Below are 23,136 nucleotides of genomic sequence, written 5' to 3' on the forward strand. Positions count from 1 at the left end.
GCCGGTACGCATAAAAGTCGGCTTCCCGGAAGGGCTATTCGCGCGCCGATCCTTTGACCGGTTTGTCGTATTCGGCGAAAGCGTCTTTGAGAATGTCGAAGCTTTTCTTCTGCCGTTCATGGTAAGGCGGCAGATCCCAGGCGTCCCAGGTATAAGATTTGGAAACCGGATTGGCCGGCGCTTTACCGGAGCTTTCGGAACCCGTTTCCGACAGCACCGCGGAGACGGATACGCCGTTCGTGTCGATCGGCGTGACGGCTTCCGTGCCGTACGGGTACTTCCAAACTTGCAGCTTGCTGGGGTCCGTGAAGCCGAGCAGCATCCATGGAATGCGCAGCTCCAAAGTATCGCCTTGCACGTACCAGTCGGACAAATTGTTGAACTTTTCATTTTCGGGATCGTTGGTACCCCAATGCAGCTTGCCGACGTCGTAAGCCTCGAACGGAGCGGTGACTTTGCTTTGCGGCAGGTACAACGCCCGGTTCAGTGCCAGCTTCCAGGGCAGGAAGATTCCGGCTTCTTCATCGGCGTATTCCGCTTTATACGGCACGGATTTTAACTTATAGCCGTACAGCCAACTGAACTGATCATAAGCGCTGTTGACGTACAGGCGTCCGCCTTGGCCGGCTTCGAAGCGGGCCAGGAATTCTTGGCCTCCGTCGAACTCGATGCCCGGCGCGATCTTTGCGGCGGTACTGCCGCCCGGCGTCGTGTCGAATCCGAGCGTCAGCACGTCTTCGTCGAAGTTCCAGTCTCCGCCGTCTTTTTGCAGCAGGACATACAGGTCGGAAGAATCGCTGGTCATCGCCATGCGCAGACCGTTTCCGACGTCTTCCGCTACTAAGCCTCGCTTTTCCCAATCGTCGGTTTTTCCGTCGATGGTCATCAGCTGTTCCGGGCTTTCTTCCGGCTCGATCGCCAGAACGCCGAAATGCTCTTCGTTCGTCAGGCGGTTGCGCCACATGGCCCGCCGATCGCCCGGCACTTCAAGTTCGATGGTGTTCCACGTGAACTTGAACCATTCGTCCTGCCATTCGAACAGCATCGCGCCGTCGTAATCCTCGTTATAGATCTGATGCAGCATGCCCGCGTTCAGCTCGCCCTGCTGCTTCTCGGTATGCATGCCTTGGCTGCGGCCGAGCAGACCGTAGTGGGCAATGCCGCGCGAACTCGGCATGCCGAATTCGGCGATAATGAGCGGAATGCCTTTGTGATGCTCGCGCAGCTCGTGCAGATAACCGGCATACGGATCGTTGACGCCTTCGTCGTTCACGTAATCGAGATATTTCTGATCCCGGCGAAGAGAGTCGGGGTAGTACGGATAGACGTGGTACGAAGCGAAATATCCGGCTGTCCAGGAATCCGTGGGCTCCATGTGCATCGGATCGACCGGGACCAGATCTTCTTGTTCCAGCGGTTCGTTCGGATGGTCGAGCGGATCCGTCGTGACCCAGTTCGTGAACGAAATCGGATGCTGCCAGCCGTATTTCATATCTTCCGTCGCCAGCACGTCGAGCATTTCCGCCAGCCAGCTTTCAAACGGGGAAGCATCGGCTTCGGCGCGGAAGTACTCACCCGCGTAGGGTTGCAGTCCCGCATGAGCTTCATTAGTGGCCTGGACGGTGTACGGATACCATTCCGTGCCCAGCACCCAACCGAGCAGGTAAGGCGATACGTCGGCCGTATACGTGCCTGAAGCATGCCCGGCATTCGCGGGAAGATCGGCTTGGCCGTGAACGACGGCGGCCGCGTCTCGGATTTCTTTTTCGAAGCCGGTCTTGATCGTCTGGGTAAAGGCATCCCTGCCGCCGCCGTCCGCGCCGATCAATTCTTCCTCCGGCGACCAGATTCCCTGCATCAGCATCAAAGGTTCTTCTTGGCCGGCATTGTACTCTGCCAGCGCTTCGTAAAAGTCCGGCGGCAGGATCGTGTAGATCCGCACGGCCTTGATGTTCATATCCTGCATCATCGGGAACCAACGGAGATAGTCTTCTTTGGTCGGGGATACCTGTCCCGGGTAATGTCCCGGCGTCGTGGCGCCGAAGTTGATGCCCGGCCAGAACGACTTTTGCCAGTCGTTGCCGTCGTATACGGCAAGCTGCCCGTCCACGACGGATGCCGTTCGCTTGATGCCGTTTTCTTCGAAAACGGGAACCCGGGCTTCAGGAATGCCGCCGCCGGAGTCGGCGGTCGGATCGGTATTCGCCGGCGAAGCGGTATCGGGACCCGCAAGGCGCCAGACGAGCATGCCGACCAATGCCAAAACGACGATGCCGAGAAAGCTCAGGAACACATAGGGAATTTGCTTCGGTCTGCGGAATTTTTTGCGGGAACTCATGCGCCACCTCGGTTTGCGTAATATCGGAATGATTTACCATTATTCTACATGATGAGGATGGTCAAAAGAACCCCCGTTTCCTCAAGTGGGAAAGCGGGGGTTCGGGTCGACGTTAACAATGGATCAAGTTCAATGGATTATTCTTTGATGCGTTCCAGCGGATCGGTCGCCGGGCCTTCGAGAACTTCGCCCGTGTACGAGAAGCGGGAGCCGTGGCACGGGCAGTCCCATGAACGCTCGGCTTCGTTCCAGGCCGTCTCGCAGCCCATATGGGTGCATGTCGTATCGACGAGGAACAACTCGCCTTTCGGGTCGCGGTAAGCGCCGACTTTTTTGCCGTTATGACGAACCATTCCGCCTTCGTCCGGCTCCAGACTGTCGATTTTCTCGTGCGCGCCGGCAAACTTGCCCGCGATCAGTTCTTTTGCCATTTTCACGCCGGTCGCCAGGTTCTGCGCCAAGCTCTTGTCGTTGAAGCGTCCCGGATTGAACGTTTCCATATGCGGATTCGAGCGGCGAAGGACGTTGTCGCGCAGCAGCAGTCCGGCGAACGTGCCGTTGGTCATGCCCCACTTATTGAATCCGGTCGCGATGAACGCGAACGGGTAGTCCGCCGACAACGGTCCGATATAAGGGATTTTGTCCAATGTAGTAATGTCCTGCGCCGACCAACGGAACGGAATTTCGCGCGAACCGAACGTTTTGCCCGCGAATTTTTCCAACTCCAGGTAGTGGTCGAAGGTATTGTCGCTTTTGCCCGGCACGTGATTTTCGCCGCCGACGATCAGCACTTCTTCGCCTTCGAACGTCGCGGAACGGATCGAGCGCTTTTCGTCGTCGATATTCAGGTACATGCCGCCGTGGAAGGTCGTTTCAGGCTTGACCACCAGAGCGTACGAGCGTTCGACGTTCAGGCGCGAGAAGTAACCGGCCGGCACGTTCCAGAACGGATAATGCGTCGTGACGATCATCTCGTTGCAGTTGATTTGCAGCTCCGCGTCGATCGTGTAGGCTTTGATCGGCTTGCCGTAGACCGCGCCTTCGATCGTCGTGTTTTCGTAGATCAAGCCGCCGTTTTCGATGAATTTCTCCACCAGGAACTTCAGGTATTTGATCGGGTTGAACTGGGCTTGTCCCGGCATGGAGATAGCCCCGATCGCGTCGACCGGAATCGGAAGCGAATCGTGCCATTGCCCCGGAATGCCGAGTTCCTGATAAGCGTCGAACTCTTTGCGCAGATCGTCCAGCTTGTCTTCCTGATTGGTGTACAAATAAGCCGTTTCTTCTTTGAAATCGCAGTCGATGCCGTGCGTCTCCACCATCTCGCGGATAAAGCGCAGTCCTTCCATGTTGGCTTCGTAGTACGATCTCGGGATCTCGGGGCGGAAATTGCTCAGCAATTCGCTGTAAATCAAGCCGTGCTGCGCCGAAATTTTGGCTGTCGTGAAGCCGGTCGTGCCGCTCAGAATCTCGCTGGCATCGACCAGGGCGACTTTATAGCCTTCCAGAGAAAGCAGGTAGGCAGTCGTCACGCCGGCGATGCCCGCACCGATTACGGCTGCGTCTACTTTGATCTCTTCTTTTAGCTCGGGGAAGGTAGGTAGCGTTGTAACGGATCTCCACATGGAACGGGGATACCTCGGAAGTTCGGATGGAACGTTGAATTTTTCGCTCATGACGGTTCGGCCTCCTCAGGTTCGCTTCGTGATAGTTGAACTCTACCTTTCTTATTTACCACTCCGGCGAATTCAGAAACGAAGCAAAGGATCGACTTGAGAGAGGCGGAGGCGTATATCCAGTACCTTATCAACTCTTAATCATAGGATTATGTTCGCCTGAAGCCCACACGCTTTAGGTGGGTTTCAGGCGAACATAACCTTACTTTTAGCGTTGATAAGGTACTAGGAGAAAAAAAGCTTGCCATCCGGCGCAGCACGCAGTTAAGATGAACCCATACGACGACAAGGAGGTGAGATAGGATGCGACAAAAAGAATCGCTTGCAAGTTTATTTGTAGTGCTTAATCAGTTGCCGACGGCACTGAGCGGCATTGTTCATTCCGTGATGCATAACGGGATCAGTCTGTCCAAATTTGAGCTTGCAGCGCTGAAATTTGTGAAGGGCACCCGTCTGTCCACAATTCGGAATGAACAGCGAAATGTCGCTCCTGTCTCGCATCTGCGGATTGGGTCAGCGCTTTTCGCGCGGCCGCTTTGTTTTCCGCAGCCTTGACCTTTTGAGAACCCGACGGGTTCCGTCGTAAAAAGGTCCGGCATGCCGGGCCGCGCGTATGGGTGCAAGATCTAATCTAATCATTCGAGGCCGTAAGGGACATTTCCCTTGCGGTCTTTTTGCGTATTTGTTTTTCCACAGCCTGTTTGGCAGCCGCCGGGAAATGTCCCGAAAACTCGCATCGCGTACCCAATTTCAAAAATAACTCTTAACGAGAGGATGAATGAAGATGTTAATGATCGGCTGTCATCAGGTGAAAAAGTATTACGGGGCACAGGAAGTGCTCAGCGAGGTGTCGTTCGATGTGTATGACGGAGAAAAGGTCGGGCTGCTCGGCGGCAACGGCGCAGGCAAATCAACGTTGTTCCGCCTGTTATCCGGGCTGGAGACGCCGGATGAAGGCACGGTATCGCTGCGCCGCGGCGCGACCGTAGGCGTGTTGGATCAGATCCCGGACTACGGTCAGCGAAGCGTGGGCGATGTGCTGTTGGATGTCTTTGCGCAAGTGCTGGCTCTGCAAGAACGGCAGCGCGAGCTGGAGACGGGGATGGGATCAGCGGAAGGGGCTGCGCTTGACCGACTGCTGCGCGAGTATGGGGAGGCTCAGGAAGCATTCGAGCGTGCCGGAGGTTACGAGATTCCGGCGAAGGTTGATGCGGTCGCATCCGGCCTCGGTATTCCGGCAGAGCAGCGAGCCCGGCCTTTTGCCGAATTATCGGGCGGGGAGAAGACCAAAGTCTCGCTTGCGGCTCTGCTGTTGGGCGAAGCGGATCTGCTGCTGCTCGACGAGCCGACCAACCATTTGGATATGGAAGCGGCAGCGTGGCTGGAGGGATTCATTCGCGAATCGCCCGCGACGATTATCGTGGTCTCGCACGACCGCTATTTCCTCACGCAGACGGTTGGGAAGGTTGTGGAGCTGGAGGATGGAGAAGCAACGGTCTACCCGTTCGGATACACGCAATACCGCGAAGAGAAAGAAGCTCGTTTGCTGCGGCAATTCGAGGAATATAAGGAGCAGCAGAAAGTCATCAAGCAGATGAAAGAGGCGATCAAGCGGTTGATCGAGTGGGGCAAGCAGGGCGACAATCCGAAGTTTTTCCGTAAAGCCGCTTCGCTGCAAAAAGCGTTGGATCGGATGGAAAAGGTCAAGCGTCCCGTGCTGGAGCGAGCTGCGATCGGACTGGCACTGGAGACCGACGGACGAACGGGCGAAGATGTATTGACGCTCGAAGGCGTTCATAAAGCATATGGGTCACGCATACTGCTGCGCGAGGCTCGCGGTCTGCTGCGTTACGGGGAACGCGCCGTCTTGATCGGCGGCAACGGTGCGGGCAAAACAACGTTGATGCGCATGGTATTGGGGCAAGAAAAGCCGGATGACGGCGATCTGCGTCTGGGTTCGCGCGTACGCGTAGGTTATCTGGCTCAGGAGGAAGCGCCGCCGGAAAATCGCACGAGCGTGCTGGATTACTACAAGGAACAGGCCGCGATGGAAGAAGGCGAGTCCCGCAGTCGTCTGGCTCAATTTTTATTTTACGGAAAAGACGTGTTCAAGCCCGTTGCCGGACTGTCCGGCGGGGAATGGAGCCGATTGCGGCTGGCCGTGTTGATGCGCCAGAAGCCCAACCTGCTGCTGCTCGACGAACCGACCAACCATCTCGATATCGCTTCGCGCGAAGCGCTGGAGGAGGCGTTGGAGGAATACGACGGCACCATTCTGGCCGTGTCTCACGACCGCTTCTTTATCAATCGAATCGCGCAGCGGGTTTGGGCGTTGGAGGGCGGAGAGCTTCGCGCCACGCTTGGCGGATATGAGGAGTATCGGGAAGAGCGGAAGAAAGCGGAGAAGCTGGCCGAGGCCAAAAAGGCGAAAGACCCCTTTTCCGGAAAAGAGCAAGCGCCAAAAACAGGCTCCAAGCCGAAAACGCGGTCAGGCGATTCAAAAATGCCCCAAAATCGCGTTATCAGGCGCGATCCCGCGAAGCTGGAACAAGAGATCTCCGAGTTGGAAGCGCGTGCCGCGGAGTTGGGAGAAGCGCTGGCCGATCCGGTTCACGCGCTGGATGCCCGGCAGCTCAGCGAATGGTTGGCGGAAAAAGAAGAGGCGGAAGCGCGCATCGACGTTTTGATGGAGGAGTGGGCAAGGTGTTGAAAAAGATTCATGCGCTTATTCAGGATATTGAGCGGAATGGATATTCGGGGATCGGAAAGCCGGAGCCGCTTCGCCACGAATTATCGGGATTTTGGAGTCGTCGCATCACGGATAAGGACCATCTGATTTATAGGGTCGATGAAGGAAGCATTTATATCATTGGCTGCAAAGAGCATTACGGGGATTAACCTGTACCGACCGAACGATTCGCGTTCGGTCGGTATTTGCTTTTTTGACAAAAGGGACTGCTGCTTCGCTGTCGAAATGGTTTGAAGACAGATAAAGACAAAGCGCGAAGGAGACCTGCATATGGATAGCGTGACCAAGAGAAGAATGAGCGAAGACGAATTGCAGCGAATCGCTCAAGCGAATTTCGGCTGCGGATGCGTGCGTTCGCAAGAGCTGGGAGAGGGATGGGCCAATTCGGCGTATGTGCTCGATCTGGAGGACGGACGTTCGGCGGTGCTCAAAGCAGCAGCCGAGTCGGAGGAAGGGCGAATGCGCTGCGAACGGGGACTCATGCGGACGGAAGTCGAGGTCATGCGCAGAGTGAAGTCGCTCGGAACCGTACCGCTGCCTGACATCCATGCGTATGACGCGTCGAAAACGATCGTGCCGTGCGAATACTTTTTGATGGAAAAACTAAGCGGCGTCTCCTACGATAAGATTCGCGAAGAGATGCCCGAACAGGAAAAAGAGATCATCGACAGGGAGCTCGGCGGTTATTTTCGGCAGATTCATTCGGTTACCGGAACGGAGTTCGGCTATTATTTGCCCAATGCGATCAACTCGCCGGCTTGGGATGAAGCGTTTATCGGTCTGATGCGCGACGTGATGCAGGACGGAAAAGACGCCGGGATCGAACTGCCGATGAGCTACGAGGATCTGGACTCGCAGTTGGAAAAGCATCGGGCAGCGCTGCGCGAAGTGAAGACGCCGCGACTGATCCATTGGGATTCCTGGTCGGGCAACGTGTTCGTCAAAAACGGGCACGTCGAAAGCCTGATCGATTTCGAACGCGCGCTCTGGGCCGATCCGCTGATGGAATACGGCTTCGGAAAATTCGGCTACTCGCCCGTTTTCGAACAAGCCTATGCCGAAGCAGATACGCGGATCGTCGATGCGGCTCAGAAGGCGGACTCGGCTGTAGCCGGGACTTCTTTGCCGGAAGGAAGCGAATCTTCGCAAAAAATTCGCCGGGCGTTGTATCCTCTGTACCTCGATCTGGTCATGCGGGTGGAATGCTATTACCGCGGCTTCGGCGAAGAGCATACGCAGTGGGCGCAAACCAATCTCCAAGACGGCTGGGAACGCTTTTTGCGCGCGACCCAAGTTGGTTGACCGACCGCGTTAAAATAGGCGAAGATGAACAGGAAGGCTTTTTTACCCGAAAACAGACAAACGGAGGCGAATGGACGAATGGAATATCGGAGACTTGGCGGGACAGGGCTTAAAGTGAGCGAAATCAGTTTGGGCAGTTGGCTGACGTACGGCGGATACGTGGAACGCGAAAACGCGGTCAACTCGATCCATGCGGCGTATGACGAAGGGATCAACTTTTTCGATACGGCCAATGTGTACGAGCGCGGCGAAGCGGAGAAAGTCGTGGGCGAAGCGTTGAAGCGTTATCCGCGCGAATCCTACGTGCTGGCGACCAAAGTATTCGGCAAAATGGGCGACGGTCCCAACGATTCCGGCTTGTCGCGCAAACATATCGTGGAGCAGTGCAATGCCAGTTTGTCGCGGCTCGGTCACGATTATATCGATCTCTATTATTGCCATCGCCACCATGCCGAGACTCCGGTCTACGAGACGCTTCGCGCGCTCGACGATCTGGTGCGTCAAGGCAAAGTGCTGTATATCGGCGTGAGCCAATGGACCGCGGCGCAGATCGAAGAAGCGCTCGGCACGGCGGACCGTTATTTGCTGGACCGCATCGTAGTGAACCAGCCTGTCTACAATATGTTCGATCGCTACATCGAGCAGGAGATCATTCCGCTCGGCGAACGCAAAGGCGTCGGTCAGGTCGTGTACTCGCCGCTGGCTCAAGGTCTGTTGACCGGGAAATACAAACCGGGCGCGGCCGCGCCGCAGGACAGCCGCGCGGCCAAGCTGGGCTGGAGCGAAGAGAAGCTCAACCAAGACCGGATCGCCAAAGTAGGCGAGTTGTCGAAGATCGCGGACGAATTGGGCATCAAGGTGAGCCAATTGGCGATTGCCTGGATTCTGCGTCAGCCGAACGTGGCCAGCGCGCTTGTAGGCGCAAGCCGTCCGGAGCAGGTTAAGGAAAATGCTTCGGCTTCGGGGATCAAGCTGGATGCGGGCGTGCTCGAGCGAATCGAGAAAATTCTAATGTAAGAGTGAACCTTGTCCAAAACTCCTAATGTAACTGGAGTCGTCTCGCTTCCCCCGCCGAAGTAACTTTCTTGGCACACTGACTGCTTACAAACTAGCAATCATAGAGGGTATATCAGGCGCCGATCGCGAGTAATGCGATCGGCGCTTTTCGGCGTGAATAAAGTTCGAAAAATTTTGTTGCGAAATGCGGCAAATCGCTATTATTTGTTGGCGCTTATTTCACGATATATTGGATTGTAAGTATTATGATGTATTGGGGATACGACAAATGGCGACCGAGCCGACTCGACAAACTACTTTTCAACCTTCGTCCCTGGCCCGAATGAATTTATGGCACGACACGACCCTAAACGCCGTGTATCTGCTCGGCAGTTTGCTTTTTTTGGCGGGAGAAATGCAAACCGGAAGCATGCTTTTTATCGCCGGGAGCGTAGCCTCCTTACTGCGACTGTCGGCGTTCCGAGTCCGGCATTTTGAACCGGGAATGCTGCATGAAGTTTTGCCGCTGCTGCTTTATTTGGTCGGATCGTGCTTTTACTACGTGCGGGATGTTCCGGCGGGAACTTTTCTTTTCATTGCAGGCAGCGCGTACGTATTGGCGTCTCGGATCGTATCCGTTGTCCGCAAACGCGAGATCGGTCAGCTCACGGCTTTGATTCCGCTTGCTCTGTCCCTGCTCGGCTGCTTCTTTTTCTTGAGCAGCGTGCGAATCTTCGGCACTTTGCTGTTCATCGCCAGTAATGCGATACTGCTGCATCGGTCGCTGCACCTGTTGGAAGAAGCGTACTCGGCGGCATCGCCCGAAGATGAGTTTGCTGAAGAAACAGGTGCCGAATTGCAAGATGCGCCGGATTGGGTAACCCTGCCCGCTATGGAGACGATGGCTCAACTCCATCAATAATAGAAAAATGCGTCAAGCATGCCGAATCGTTTTTCCGGCATGCTTTTTTGATTCCGCATTCGGCCTTGCATATGTCAGCAAAGTCTTAAGAACCTGAAGAATCGTTTAATTTTCCCTCAACTGCGTTGCTTAGACAGGCGCTCAATAGGTATAATGGGCGTTGTGCCGAAAAGGTGGATGGGGACTTGCCACACGCGCCCCGCTTGCGTTTTGGCTTGAAGTTCGTGATTTGTAAAAGGTAAATCTCGCAATCGCAGCTTTTGCGTACCCGCCTCTGGCGGACCTGCGGGACCAAGAGAGGAAGGGAAGACGTGCTTTTCAATTCGTACGAGTTTATTTTCGTGTATCTGCCGGTCGTGTTCATCGGCTACTTTCTGCTGAATCGTTTCAAGTTCTATAACACGGCAAAAATCTGGATGGCGCTGGCCTCGCTGTTTTTCTACGCGTATGAGGACACCCGCTATCTGCCGCTGATTCTCGGTTCGATCGCCTTCAACTATCTGGTCGGACGCGGACTCAGCCATATCAACTCGGACGGCGTGAACCATAAAGGACGCTGGCTGTTGATCCTTGGCGTGGTCGGCGACGTAGGGCTGCTGGCTTACTACAAATACGCCGATTTCTTTATCGAAAACTATAACGGCCTGCTTGGCCAAGACGTATCGTTGTTACATATCGTGCTCCCGCTCGGGATCAGCTTCTTCACGTTCACGCAGCTCGCCTATCTGGTCGACGCGTACCGCGGCAAGGTGAAAGAGTACAATATCGCGAACTATGTGCTGTTCGTGACCTTCTTCCCGCACTTGATCGCCGGACCCATCCTGCATCACAAAGAAATGATGCCGCAGTTCGACGATCCGGACGGCAAGCGCGCGCGCGCGGACAACATCTCGCGCGGTATCTTCATTTTCTGTATCGGCCTGTTCAAAAAAGTCGTGATCGCGGATCTATTGGCTCCAATTGCCACGGCCGGATTCGACAGCGGACAGTCTCTGCATTTCGTGGAAGCCTGGACGACGTCGCTCGCGTATACCGGCCAGCTGTACTTCGACTTCAGCGCCTACTCGGATATGGCGATCGGCCTTGGCCTGATATTCAACATCAAGCTGCCGATCAACTTCAATTCGCCTTACAAAGGCACAAGCATCAAAGATTTCTGGGCCAGATGGCATATGACGCTGAGCCGCTTCCTGAAAGATTACATCTACATTCCGCTGGGCGGCAACCGCAAAGGCACGACCCGGACGTATATCAACCTGTTCCTGACCTTCCTGATCGGCGGATTCTGGCACGGAGCGGGCTGGACGTTCATTATCTGGGGCGCCATGCACGGCGCGGCACAGGTCGTGCAGCGCTTGTGGCAGCTGACGGGCATCAAGATGAACAAGTACGTAGGCTGGTTCATCACGTTCAACTTCGTCAATATCGCCTGGGTATTTTTCCGTGCGGAACATTGGTCGGACGGCGTTCGCATTCTCAAAGGCATGTTCGGCATGAGCGGAGTCATAATCCCGCCGGATCTGTTGACCGCGGGTCTTCCGATCGTGGTCGTCTCGCTGCTGATCGCGTTCTTCGCCCGCAACTCGATCCAAATGACGGAGAACTTCAAGCCGACTCTGGGCCGTGCGGTGTTTGCCGGCGCCATCTTCGTCGTCTCGCTTCTGTATTTCAACCAAATCAGCGAATTCCTCTACTTCAATTTCTGAAATAAGGGTTCGGTTCGTCATGGGGGAAGGTTATGGATAACAAAGGTTATCGCAAGTTTTTGGTCAAATTCACCGCCAGCACGCTTGTATTCGCGCTGCTGGTCGGGTTGTTCATGTATATTGTCGATCCGCTTCAGATGTACCGCAAATCGACGTTCTACGCGCCGCTGTATTCGTCGCAGGAACGGTACCAGAACGCGGGCTTGGCGCACAGTTACGAATACGACACCATCATTCTCGGCAGCTCGATGACGCAGAACTTCGTTCCTTCTTACGTGGAGAGCGTGATGGGCGGCGAGGTCATGAAGCTGTCGATCGAAGGATCCACCGCTATGGAGCAGCATGCCGTCGGCCAGGTCGCGCTGGATACCGGCCAGGTCAAACGCGTCCTGTGGGGCCTCGATTACTTCGCTATGCGTCAAGACGTCGATGCGGAGTCGGAAAATATGCCGATGTACATGTACGATCATAATCCGTTCAACGATTACGAGTACCTGTTCAACATCTCCAACATCAAGCATGCCTGGAACGCGCTGACCACGCCGGAGAGCGAATCCAAAGCGTTCCGGAATCTCGATACGCTGCGCAACTGGGACAAGTCGGCCAAGTACAGCCAAGAGGCCGTGCTGGAGACTTGGGAAAAAGCGCGCACCAAAGAGATCGGCTACGGCAAAAACGAGTTTTCGCTCGACAACGTCAAAGCCGTATTCGACAAGTACGTGCTGAGCCTGGTCAAAGAACATCCGGAAACGGAGTTTACCTTTTACTATCCGCCGTATACGATCCTGCGTCAGCAGGTCTGGGCGGAAACGAATCCGGTACGGGCCGAGAACCAGTACGCAATGAAAAAATATATGTTCGAGCAGTTCAGCCAGTACCCGAACGTCAAGGTTTACGACTTCCAGGAAGACTCGTCGATCACGTACGATCTGGCTCAGTACAAGGATCTGTCCCACCACAGCCAGGCGATCAACGAATTGATTATCCGCGAGATTGCCGAAGACAAAAATCGGGTGACGGCCGAAAACGTGGACGCCTTTAACGAGGAGCTGGAAAGCCAGCTTGCGCACCTGGCGGTCGACATGGACAGCGGAGCATTCAGTTTGTTCGTGTACATCGATGGACAAGAAGCGGAATTCAGCGTGCCCGCGCAGGTTCGCGAAGGCCGGATTCTCGTTCCGATCAAGGAATTGTCCGCCGCTCTCGGCGTGGAATTCGGCTTCGACGGCACAAGCATCGTCAAGCTGCGCAAGGGGGACGTTACGGCAACCTTGACCAAGGGAAGCGCGGAGATGGTCGTGCAGACCGGAGAAGATGCGGCGAATGCCGAAACGATCGATCTCGGCTACGCGATGCAAAATCTCAGCGGCAGCATGATGGTCACGATCGAGCCGATTGCCGACATATTTGCGGAGTCGTTCGAAGTGACCGAACCGCAGCAGTATCTCAAAGAAATTCATATGGAGACTCAAGCGTCGGAATAATGCGAACGAGCCGAATCGGGTTCGGCTTCAAATCGGCGCAGGGTCAACAAAGAGCGGCAAGACGGGATTTGCTCCCGACTTGCCGCTTTTTTTGTATCGGATTCGCGTCTACCTTGACCAAGTCCGAGCCGCTTTGCATCCAAAGGATCGGCGATCGTCCTCAGCGGTTCGGCGGTTCGTCCGCCTGACTTTCGTCGCCCGGATTGAACATCGGCGGTAACGAGAGCAGTGAAGCCAACTGACGGAAATGCTGTTGGTTATTCAGCTCTTGCGACAGCTTCCAGCACTCGCGAACATGGGCAGCGGAGTAATCGCGACGTCCGCGACGGTGGTGGTAGACGGCCAGATGATAGTGCAAGCTCGCAAACGTGCTGCGGACGACGGAAGACGGATAATAGTTGTCCGGTCGCTGCTCCAGATAATGATCAAGCGATCGGTAACGCTCGGACAGCAAATCGTCAACGTCCGCGCCGTGCCGATTCGCCGCGCGCACGAGATTGACCAGACAGAGCAGAGCTTCGTTCGGATACTCGTCCATATAAGCCGCGTATTGAGGCAAGACGGAGAAGTTGCCAAGCATAAGCTCCAAATCCAGAGTATTGCCGAGCGCGAAAATTTTGAAGTTGGCAACCTCTTCGAGTCCTTCGTCGTCCATGATCGCAAAGTCGCTCAAATCTGCGTACTTTGCTCCATAGAGACGGGCTTCTTCATAGCGTTCCTGCTCGATCAACGACAAGTGCTTATGAAGCAGCGCGCTTCCGTAGTAGAACACCAGCGGCTTGAGCGGAATCGGCTTCAGTTCGTTGGCCGACTCTTCGAAATTCGGATCGCGCATCTCGTCGTAACGTTTCGAAGCCGCTTCGAAAAGCTCATCCGCCAGCACCTCCATCTCGGCGTATTTGCCCAGTTCGTAGTAAAGGTTGCCGAGACGAAGCAGCGCGTCGAGTTTCAGCCAGACAGGCAGAGAGCCGCGAAACGGCTCGAACTGCACGGCGGCTTTCAGATTTTCTTCTCCGTCTTCGCTCAATCGGGCGCGGAATAAACGATACTGACTGACGGATAAGCGTACGGAATGCTGATGCTTTTCATGTTCAACCGCAACCTCATAGAACGGAACGGCTTGCGCGAATTTCCCGTCCATGAACAGGGACTCGGCCGTCTCGAACACGAACGGTACATACTTGAGGTCTTCCAGCAGTCTTTCGAGTACATGACGCACCAGATCGGTCCTGCCAAGTTCGGAGCAGGCAAGCAGAAACGGCTCGATGCGTCGTCGGTTAGGCTTGCCGTCATAGAAGCATTCGCCCACATATTCATCGAACAGCCAATCGGGCGGCATGCTTAAAGCTTCCGTAATGGTTGCCAGCTGATGAAACGATACAGGCTTGGGCGGCGTGCTGTTCAAGATTGCGCTGAATACGCCGCGGTTGATCCCGGATTTCTCGCTTAACGTTGAAAAGTTATGTCCTTGCGCCGCCATTTCTTTTTCGATGGCCGAGCGCAGTTTGAATGATTTTTCCATGGTGCACCTCTCAGAGGTCGGGCGGATCGGACTGCTCGCTATACATCAGCGTAAGCGAAGCGAGCAGCCGAAACATCCGGTGATTATTCAATTGATGGGACAGTTCCCAACTTTGAAGCGCCGCTTGAAGCGACTCTTCGATGCGACCGCGGCCAAAATGATAGATCGATAACTGATACAGCAGACGGGCAAAGCGGTTGCGTCCGACTTGCTTGGAATACATGCTGCCTTGCGTCTCCAGCAGGTGTTGCAGATCAATCGGAAAACGCGGCAGATATTCATCTACCGAAATTCGGTAAGCATTCGCTGCCTTAAGCAGGACGATCAACCCCGGTACCCGCTCTTGGGGGTGAACCTCAAGCAGTTCGACATACTCGGGCAAAACGTCCAGCTCGCCGTTCAATAAGCGGCATCCGATCCGGTTCGCGTAGGCGAAAAGCGCCAGGCGGGCAAGAGGCTCCTTATTGGCGGAATCCGTTCCTGCAAGCCAGGATAAATCTTCGTACCGCGCCGAATAAGCTTCGGCTTCCTTGAATTCGCCCTTCTCGCAAAGAGCGATCTGCTTCATCACGTATCCCTGGCTGTAGTAGACCAAGACCGGCCGGGCAAGCTCGCGGTCCGGAGCAAAGGGTTGGGCCGGGGCTTGATCTTTTGACCCGAACAGCCGGAGGCACAGGGAAATCAATTCGTCCGCGACCGTATTCAGTTCCTCCGCATCCATCCGGTTAAAGCAGAGACTGCCCATAACCGTCAAGGCTTCCAGCTTCAGTTCATCCGGCAAGTTATTGCGGTAAGGCGAGAAAGCGTTAAGCACGCGAGAATTGTTTTCTTCGTCTTCATTCAAGCGCAATAAAAAAAGACGATAGCGACAAACGGCATTTTCCACGGAGTGGCGATCGCCGTTATGAATCAGCAGGTATTCATATAAACGTATGGTTAACGGATTGGTTTCTTCTTTATTTTCGCGTTCGGCAATCCGGAAGATCACCGGCAGGTAGCGGGGCTCGCCGTCGAGCCTGCGCAGCACCTCTTCGATGCATGCCGGATGCCCGAGTTCGACGCAGCGTTCCAGGAACGGTTCGATCCGGCTTCGATTCGGTCGCCCGCCAAAAAAACATTCGTCGATATACAAATCAAAAAAGGCGTCTTCCGGCAAAGCGAGCGCCTTCGTAATGTTCGTTAAATGCTGGAATGACATCGGGCTTTGCCTGGAGCTTCCCCCGACGAAGATCAGACTTAGCGATCCTCGGGGAATGCCCGATTTTTCCGATAAAACGGAAAAATTATATCCTCGTTTACGCATATTCTGTTTAATGGCCGAGCGGAGTGGACTGGAGATCTGCATGTAGGGCACCTCGGTCAGAAGGATGAAAAAGCCAACCTCAACGGGCGGCAGGCGGTCAATTAAATTGTGCGCGCAACGAAATATGCAACATAACGCCGCGGCATACGGGCTACCGCAATTGATTCATTATAAGCCCCGATAGCGAAACGTTTGTAACATATCTTTAATATCTATGCGTAAAGTCCCCAAAGTACGATGAATTTGTCGGAATGCGTAATAAAATCCCTATACCTATAAAGCTGGTAAGGGAGTGGTTTTTTTGAGATTAAGTATAGCACTTTTCAGAGAGGGGTGCGGGGGATGGGAAATGGAGGAGGAGAGCGGACTTTAATTAATAGTTTTTAATTAGATATTGGGCATAAAAAAAGGAGCAAAGAGGCTCCGAAATAGAATGAATACCGAGGTTAGATTATAGATTCGTCGTACATGTTATAAAACGCGGTCAATGATGCCAAGAGCCTGAAATGTTGTTGGTTATTGACGGTTTGAGACATGTTCCAGCATTTCATTGCGGCAGTTAATGACTTTTGGATTCGTCCTGCATTGGAGTGGTAGATAGCCAAATGATAGAGCAAATAAGACAGGTTGTTGCGCTTCGCAATTTCTGTATAATAGCCGTCCGGGTTTTCAAGCAACTCCTCTAGCTTATGCTCGAAGCGTTCCACGAAATAATCGATTGGGAAATTGAACGCGTTGGCCGACTCCAGAATAGTAATCAGACCGGGAATAAGTTCTTCGGGATGATCTTCCAGAAAGGCAGTGTAATCAGGGAGTACGTTCATATTCCCTTGCAAAAGTTCAAAGTTCCAAAAATTGGCCTGTGCAAAGATCGCGAATTTTGAAAGTTCCTTGTGCGCCGCTTCGCTCCCGTCGTCAAACCACCGAAGCTCACCGTATTTGTTGCAGTAGGCTTGAGCTTCTCTATATTTTTTAAACCCTTCAAGCGCACATTGTTTAGCTAAATAAGCCTGTCCGTAATAGACTACAGGATGACGTTCGCATAAGTTTTTATAACGGTCCATCGCTTTAAAATTTGGAGTATTTGCAGTGCCGAATAATTGAATGCAAAATAGAATAAACTTGTCGGACATCACATCTAATTCTTCGAACTTTCGCTGATTATAAAGGATATGTAAGGCGTTAATCGAAGCATCTAAATATAAATGCGTAGGTAAATAGGGATAGAACGGCAAGAAACGATATAAAATTTTAAGATTAAGGTCGCTGTCCAAGGACATGGCAGAGCGAAAAATTCGATAGTGGCAAGTTGCCAGCAAGCTTTGAGGAATTTCCGTCGTTAGGGTTACGATCCAGTCATACAATAGAGAAGCAGCCTCGCCCATGCCGTCTTTGCTCAGTTCCTCGGCTACGTTGAACACCACAGGCACATAATAAGCATTGTCTTCAAGCCGCTCTATCACATGAAGCAGATGGTGAGTCAAACCAAGCTTGCCGCAGCGTTTTAGAAGCTTTTCGATTCGACTGCGATTAAAATTTTCTTTAGTGAAATACTCTTGGATATAGAGATCGAAAAAATGCTGTTCAGGATACCCTAATGTTAGCGTTATTTTGACTAAATGCTCGAACGAAATTGGTTTGGGGTCTTCTTGTTTGAAAATCAAGCTTAGGGTGCTACGAGAAAGACCGGATTTCGTCGCAAATTGTGAGATTGAAGAATATGCGCTTAGAATTTCTTTTGATAATAAGAAGCGGAGAGGGATGCTTTGTTCCATAACGGCCTCCTACGAAATAATAGTTATAATAAAAAACCAGCTCAGTGAGCTGGTTGAAATTCAAAATTTCTTATGAGTCTTTGTCGTTGGCTTAGGAATCTCCAGCGCCGTTAGTCATCTTTTGATAGACGGCTGCGGGACTAACGCTGGAAACGTCTTTCTGAATCGACTGTTGCGGAGACGTTTGGTCTGCCGATGCTACAGCTGCCGTAGAACTTAAAGCCAGTACTATAAGAAAACTAGAAAGAAATTTACGCATTGCGGTACACACTCCTTATTAGGTTTTCGTATTTCTTTTTCTGTTTTTCAGAAGAGAAGGATCTGAATTCTTCAAAAAAAGGAACGCACTTCATGAACATGTGCTTATTGTTTATTATAATAGCCATTTCCAGACTGAGTAAAGAGCTATTTAAAGCAGAGTAATAATCTTTCTTTTCCAAATAATAAACAGCTAGTTCGAAACAAATTTTGGCGTACCAATTCGTTTTGCTGCGTTTATTATATTGGGTTTGCACTTCCTCGTAAGAATTAAAAAAGTCGTCAAAATGTTCTAAAACTGTACTGATATCGAAATGGTGCTTATTTGCAGACTGTAACAGAATTAGTAAGCTAGGCAGTCTTTCGTTGGGATTTTGATCTAGGAATTCGACAAATGAAGGAAGAACTTCAGTATTTCCTTTCAAAATCTCAATATTCATGGAGTTGGCATGCGCATAAAGCTTGAATTTTTCGACTTCTTTTATTCCTCTTTCATCAAGGCCCTCGAACCAACTTAAATCTTCATAGCCACGGTTATACTCCCTGGCTTCTTCAAGCCTTTGATAATACTCGATTAAAACAGCTTCTTTCATCAGAAATCCTTGTCCGTAATAGACCACGAGAGGGCGTTCCGTATTCAAAGAGATATATTTAACTTTAGCGTTTATTTTTAGCTTTTCTAATTGATAGACAGTTTGAGAAAACGCATAAAGTTGATCTGCGTAAATCTCGGTCTCTGCCCATCTGCCAAGAGCATAATAGGTGTGTGTTAAATGCAATAATCCGTCCAAACGATGATGATCGGGAAGTTTTCCGCAGAATGGCTCGAATCGCATGGTCACTCGAAGATTCTGCTCATTATCCTCCCCCAACGACGCCCGAAAAATCCGATAATGGCTGATCGCCAAGCGTTCTGCATGGTTGTACTTCTCATTCTCCACCACGCACTCGTAAAACACCAACGACTCTTTAACTTTGCCCGAGGTGAACAGGTTCTCCGCAATGTCGAAGATCATCGAGACGTGCTTAAGGTCTTCGAGCAGACGGGAGAGCACTTCGCGGATGCAGTCCGTTTTGCCCAGTTCGGCGCAACGGATTAGGAAGGGCTCGACGCGGCGGCGGTTAGGCTTGCCGTCGTAGAAGCACTCCTCGATATAAAGGTCAAACATCCAGCCTTCCGGGTAGCCGAACGCCCGGGTGATGGCTTCCATCTGGTTTAGCGAGATCGGCTTCGGAGGGCTGCCGTTGAGGATCGCGCTGAAGATGCCGCGGTTGATGCCGGATAATTCGCCGAAGCTGGAAAAGTTCAACCCGAGTTCAGCGATGCCTTTTTCGATTTCCGAACGGAGAGTCATTGTCGTTTCCATAATCTGCACCTCGCTCATGCTGCTAAATTCCATTCAAATTTTAGCATCTCATATAATTCTTTTAATACTAGTAATTTACAATATACAGGAACGAATGAATAAAGGTCAATCGCTTTCGGCTTGGGAAAAACAGGCAGAGGGAAGCAGGAAATAAAACGTTACCATCTCTAGTTTTTAAGGTTTTTTTATTATTTGCTGTGCAAGGTTGAATTGTGCGTTAAATTATATATCGGAATAGAACGAACGGATATGATAGTAATTTTGGGATATTGAGAATATAAGTATTTGGGTATGCGCCGCAAGCAGTTTTTACGCAAAAATCAGTATTCTTTCTATACAGACGAAATTGAATTGGAAAATGTTCAGGTTATTCGCATACTTTTCTCTCAATCATCTATAGGCAAGCGGAACTTGGGTTACATATAAGAGTTGAAAGCGTGCTGGCGGTCCGGTTGCATTTTTGCGTCCGGGAAGCGAAAATAGGTGGAAAGCGGCACAGCCGCGCATTGGAATGCCTTCTATAATAAGCAAGACTTTGTCAAGGTAACAGGAAGGGGCGAATGGCTTGGCGAAAAGGTTGGAAGGAAAACGTATTGCGATTACCGGTCCGCGCAAAGCGGAAGAGTTGAGCAGCATCGTGCATAAAATGGGAGGAGTCGCGCTGATTCGGCCGGCTCAAGGAACGGTATTTCTGGATGAGCCCGAGTTGGGCGGCGGAATTTCGGAATGGATTCGTCTCAAGCCGGAATGGTCCGTTTTGACAACGGGCATGGGCTTGGAAGCTCTGATCAATACGGCGCAGGAGATGGAGTTGGAGGAGAGCTTTATCGAGTCCATCGCGCATTCAAAGATTGCGGCTCGCGGGTATAAGACAGTGAACGCTTTGAAAAAACGCGGGCTGACTTCGCTTGTGCGCGATGACGACGGCAGTACGGAAGGATTGCTGCGTCAGATGGAGGACTACGATTTTACCGGCAAAAATGTAGTTGTTCAGCTTCACGGCGATCCGGCTCCGCATCTGGTATCGTGGTTGGAGGAACGCGGAGCGACGGTGCGAACCGTATTGCCTTATAAGCATATTGCGCCTCCCGAGGAGCAATTGCGCCAGCTGCTGGACGATATTCTGGAACGTCGGGTCGACGCGGTCACGTTCACAAGCGGGCCTCAGGTGCGTTTCCTGATCGGACATGCGGCCGAACGCGGATTGGAGGAGGCGTTGCGAGCTTCGTTCGAAGACGAGGTGGTTGCCGTGGCTGTGGGCAAGGTGACCGCGCAGTCGATCCGTGAGGAGGGCATTGAGCGCGTGGTAGCCCCAAAAGAAGAACGCATGGGCAGTATGATGGTCGAATTGGCCAAATATTATGCAGCTTCGTCCGCCGGAGAATCTTCGGGAGAGTCGGAGTTCCTGTAGTCGGTATGCACAAGCAAGGCAGAGCAAGCGAAAATATTCCATTTGAAAACGGAGGAATCATCCATGAGTGATCTGTTGAAAAAGGCGTTATCGCTGGGAATCGGCCTGACTGTAGCAAGCAAGGAGAAGGTGGAGAAAGTCGTTGACGATCTCGTGAAAAAAGGCGAAATCGCGCCGTCCGAATCCAAGGCTGTCGTGAATAAATTGATCGAGCGCGGAGAAGAAGAACGCAATACGATCAAAAAAATGGTACAGGAACAGGTTCGCCGCGTGCTTCAAGACCTGGATGTTCCCGCGGGCAGCGACGTGGCGAGTCTGGAGCAGCGCATTTCGGTATTGGAACAGCGCGTGTCGGAACTCGAAGGCAACAAGCCTGCCGTAACGGCGGACCCGGCCGCAGAAACGAATACCTACCGTCCGGGCCCGTCCGGGGAAACGACGGCGGAGTAAGATGGCTGTCCATATCCGCCATGCCGGCCGCTACCGGGAGATTGCGGTCGCATTGATCCGGCACGGCTTCGGGTACATGGTCGAGGAGATGGGGCTTACGCGCGTATTGCGCATGCCGATCGGCTGGATTAGAAGCGAGAAACCGGAAACGAAAACGTTAGGCGAGCGTATTCGCTTGGTCATGGAGGCGCTCGGCCCCACTTTTATCAAATTGGGGCAGCTTGCGAGCACGCGCGCGGATTTGCTGCCGCCCGGCGTGATCAAGGAATTATCCAAGCTGCAAGACGACGTGCCTCCTTTCGAAGCGGAGGAGGCACGCCGCATCGTGGAGTTGGAGCTGGGAGGTTCGATCGAAGAGGTCATGAGCGACTTTTCCGAACAACCGATTGCGGCCGCTTCGATCGGACAGGTACATAGCGCCAGGCTCGTCGAGGGCGGACGTCGCGTAGCTGTTAAGGTCCAGCGTCCCGGCGTGAAAAAGCAGGTGACGCGCGATCTGGAAATTCTGCATGATCTGGTTTCCATGGGTGAAAAGCGCTGGGAGTGGGTGACCCGCTACCAGGTTCCGCAGCTGGTCGAAGAGTTTTCGCGTTCGATGGAAGCGGAGATGGATTACACGGCCGAGGCGCGCAACATGGAGCGAATCGCCAAACAGTTCGAGCAGGATTCGCATATTCACGTTCCGGACGTGTTCTGGGATTGTACGTCCGAACGCGTGCTGACGATGTCTTTCGTCGAAGGCGTCAAGCCGACCGACCGCAATTATCTGGAGCAGCGCGGCTACGATGTGAAAGAGATTGCTTCGCGTATCGTCAATGCCGTGCTGAACCAGATCTTCATCGGCGGTTTTTTCCACGCGGACCCGCATCCCGGCAATCTGTTGATCATGAAAGACGGTTCGATCACGTTTCTGGATTTCGGCATGGTCGGGCGGCTCAGTCCGGACATGCGGGAGTATTTGTCTTCGCTGGTCATCGCGCTTATGCGCCAAGACACGCCGGCGATGGTGCGGTCGATCGAGCGCATGGGCATGATTCCGGAAGAAACGGACGTCGGCGCGCTCAAGCGCGACCTGGAGCGGCTGCGGGAGCGATATTACGACGTCGCTTTTTCCGAGGTCAATCTGGGCCAGGTCATCAACGATTTCTTCTCGACGGCCCGGCAGCACGGCATCGGAATCCCGCCGGATTTGCTCATGCTCGGCAAAGCGCTTATCACTACAGAAGGCATGGTGGAGCGGCTTGATCCGACATTGAGTATCGTGACGCTTGCGGAACCGTTTGGACGTAAACTCGCTCGGGAAAAGTTCGGCCCGGACCGATTACGCCGTAAAACGGTCAGCGGTGCGCTGGGATTGGCCGATTCGTTGGCGAATCTGCCCGATCGGCTGCGTCATCTGACGTCTTTTATCAGCGGCGGACGGGTTCGGGTGGAAGTGGAAGTTCCGGAGCTTCGAAAAGCGTCGCGCGGCGTCGATCGCCTAGTCAACCGCCTGGCGTTCAGCATCGTGCTGCTCGCGTTCAGCATCGTGATGGCGGGACTCGTCGTCGGGGCTTCATTGGCGCAAAAAGAGACCGTCATATGGAACTATCCGATCATCGAAACGGGTTTGGTGGTCGCGGTGCTGATGGTGGTGCTGCTGCTTTATTCCATTTTCAGATCGGGCAGATTTTAGTATTTCGACTACAGCGTTTGAATGAAAACATTTCTTGCAAATTTTCGAAAAAGGCAGGATTAAGGAAGCCGGGTGGCGAAAGACGTCGAAAATCGCCGCCTGGCTTCGTTTTATGCCGTTTTACTCCAGTAGCCGCACTTCCTCAAATTCTGTATAATGAGGGTCTTGACTACAACGGACCCGGGTTTTTCTGAAAGGGGAA

At 52.9% G+C, this 23,136-nt stretch carries 17 protein-coding genes; 11 read left to right on the forward strand and 6 right to left on the reverse strand.

Annotated features, from left to right (window positions below):
• Positions 1 to 34: 34 nt before the first annotated feature.
• Positions 35 to 2,338, reverse strand: a complete 2,304-nt coding sequence (locus SACSAC_RS12840) for a hypothetical protein (RefSeq protein ID WP_037286952.1) — start codon at positions 2,336 to 2,338, stop codon at positions 35 to 37.
• A 137-nt stretch (positions 2,339 to 2,475) separates the two neighbouring features.
• Positions 2,476 to 4,014 (reverse strand): FAD-dependent oxidoreductase, encoded by a 1,539-nt coding sequence (locus SACSAC_RS12845; protein ID WP_037286954.1) that lies wholly within the window; start codon positions 4,012 to 4,014, stop codon positions 2,476 to 2,478.
• A gap of 303 nt (positions 4,015 to 4,317) precedes the next feature.
• On the opposite strand from SACSAC_RS12845, the gene SACSAC_RS12850 reads away from it, so the two are divergent.
• The 8 genes from SACSAC_RS12850 to SACSAC_RS12885 all read left to right on the forward strand — a co-directional run bounded on the left by SACSAC_RS12850 (position 4,318) and on the right by SACSAC_RS12885 (position 13,173).
• The gene (locus SACSAC_RS12850; protein ID WP_037286957.1) at positions 4,318 to 4,569 is read left to right on the forward strand and encodes a hypothetical protein; all 252 of its coding nucleotides are present in this window, start codon (positions 4,318 to 4,320) and stop codon (positions 4,567 to 4,569) included.
• 223 nt (positions 4,570 to 4,792) lie between these two features.
• Positions 4,793 to 6,724 (forward strand): ribosomal protection-like ABC-F family protein, encoded by a 1,932-nt coding sequence (gene abc-f / locus SACSAC_RS12855; protein WP_245608635.1) that lies wholly within the window; start codon positions 4,793 to 4,795, stop codon positions 6,722 to 6,724.
• On the forward strand, positions 6,718 to 6,912 hold the full coding sequence (locus tag SACSAC_RS12860) for a Txe/YoeB family addiction module toxin (RefSeq protein ID WP_245608636.1): 195 nt from the start codon (positions 6,718 to 6,720) through the stop codon (positions 6,910 to 6,912). The genes abc-f and SACSAC_RS12860 overlap by 7 nt, the downstream gene beginning before the upstream one ends.
• 121 nt (positions 6,913 to 7,033) lie before the next feature.
• Positions 7,034 to 8,065: a phosphotransferase family protein gene (locus SACSAC_RS12865; protein WP_037286959.1), complete on the forward strand. Its 1,032-nt coding sequence runs from the start codon at positions 7,034 to 7,036 to the stop codon at positions 8,063 to 8,065.
• A 78-nt stretch (positions 8,066 to 8,143) separates the two neighbouring features.
• Positions 8,144 to 9,082, forward strand: coding sequence for an aldo/keto reductase family protein (locus SACSAC_RS12870; RefSeq protein ID WP_037286961.1), 939 nt, complete (start codon positions 8,144 to 8,146; stop codon positions 9,080 to 9,082).
• A gap of 268 nt (positions 9,083 to 9,350) precedes the next feature.
• Positions 9,351 to 9,983, forward strand: coding sequence for a hypothetical protein (locus SACSAC_RS12875; RefSeq protein WP_037286963.1), 633 nt, complete (start codon positions 9,351 to 9,353; stop codon positions 9,981 to 9,983).
• Between the two features lie 311 nt (positions 9,984 to 10,294).
• Positions 10,295 to 11,689, forward strand: coding sequence for an MBOAT family O-acyltransferase (locus tag SACSAC_RS12880; protein WP_037286966.1), 1,395 nt, complete (start codon positions 10,295 to 10,297; stop codon positions 11,687 to 11,689).
• A gap of 32 nt (positions 11,690 to 11,721) precedes the next feature.
• A complete protein-coding gene (locus SACSAC_RS12885) occupies positions 11,722 to 13,173 on the forward strand; it encodes a stalk domain-containing protein (RefSeq protein WP_037286969.1) in 1,452 nt (483 codons plus the stop codon).
• Positions 13,174 to 13,333: 160 nt separating this feature from the next.
• Here the strand turns inward: SACSAC_RS12885 and SACSAC_RS12895 are convergent, their stop codons facing one another.
• From SACSAC_RS12895 to SACSAC_RS12910, 4 genes are all read right to left on the reverse strand, one after another.
• Positions 13,334 to 14,695, reverse strand: a complete 1,362-nt coding sequence (locus SACSAC_RS12895; RefSeq protein ID WP_051507092.1) for a helix-turn-helix domain-containing protein — start codon at positions 14,693 to 14,695, stop codon at positions 13,334 to 13,336.
• Between the two features lie 10 nt (positions 14,696 to 14,705).
• Positions 14,706 to 15,893 (reverse strand): hypothetical protein, encoded by a 1,188-nt coding sequence (locus SACSAC_RS12900; protein ID WP_156950997.1) that lies wholly within the window; start codon positions 15,891 to 15,893, stop codon positions 14,706 to 14,708.
• Between the two features lie 551 nt (positions 15,894 to 16,444).
• Positions 16,445 to 17,773: a helix-turn-helix domain-containing protein gene (locus SACSAC_RS12905; RefSeq protein WP_037286978.1), complete on the reverse strand. Its 1,329-nt coding sequence runs from the start codon at positions 17,771 to 17,773 to the stop codon at positions 16,445 to 16,447.
• 251 nt (positions 17,774 to 18,024) lie between these two features.
• Complete coding sequence (locus SACSAC_RS12910) at positions 18,025 to 19,416, reverse strand: DNA-binding protein (protein WP_245608637.1); 1,392 nt, start codon at positions 19,414 to 19,416, stop codon at positions 18,025 to 18,027.
• Between the two features lie 547 nt (positions 19,417 to 19,963).
• On the opposite strand from SACSAC_RS12910, the gene SACSAC_RS12915 reads away from it, so the two are divergent.
• From SACSAC_RS12915 to SACSAC_RS12925, 3 genes are all read left to right on the forward strand, one after another.
• Positions 19,964 to 20,809: a uroporphyrinogen-III synthase gene (locus tag SACSAC_RS12915; protein WP_037286981.1), complete on the forward strand. Its 846-nt coding sequence runs from the start codon at positions 19,964 to 19,966 to the stop codon at positions 20,807 to 20,809.
• Between the two features lie 63 nt (positions 20,810 to 20,872).
• The gene (locus SACSAC_RS12920) at positions 20,873 to 21,259 is read left to right on the forward strand and encodes a phasin family protein (protein WP_037286984.1); all 387 of its coding nucleotides are present in this window, start codon (positions 20,873 to 20,875) and stop codon (positions 21,257 to 21,259) included.
• Position 21,260: 1 nt separating this feature from the next.
• Positions 21,261 to 22,934, forward strand: coding sequence for an ABC1 kinase family protein (locus SACSAC_RS12925; protein ID WP_037286986.1), 1,674 nt, complete (start codon positions 21,261 to 21,263; stop codon positions 22,932 to 22,934).
• Positions 22,935 to 23,136 lie beyond the last annotated feature (202 nt).

Source organism: Saccharibacillus sacchari DSM 19268, from assembly GCF_000585395.1.
Classification (GTDB): Bacteria; Bacillota; Bacilli; order Paenibacillales; family Paenibacillaceae; genus Saccharibacillus; species Saccharibacillus sacchari.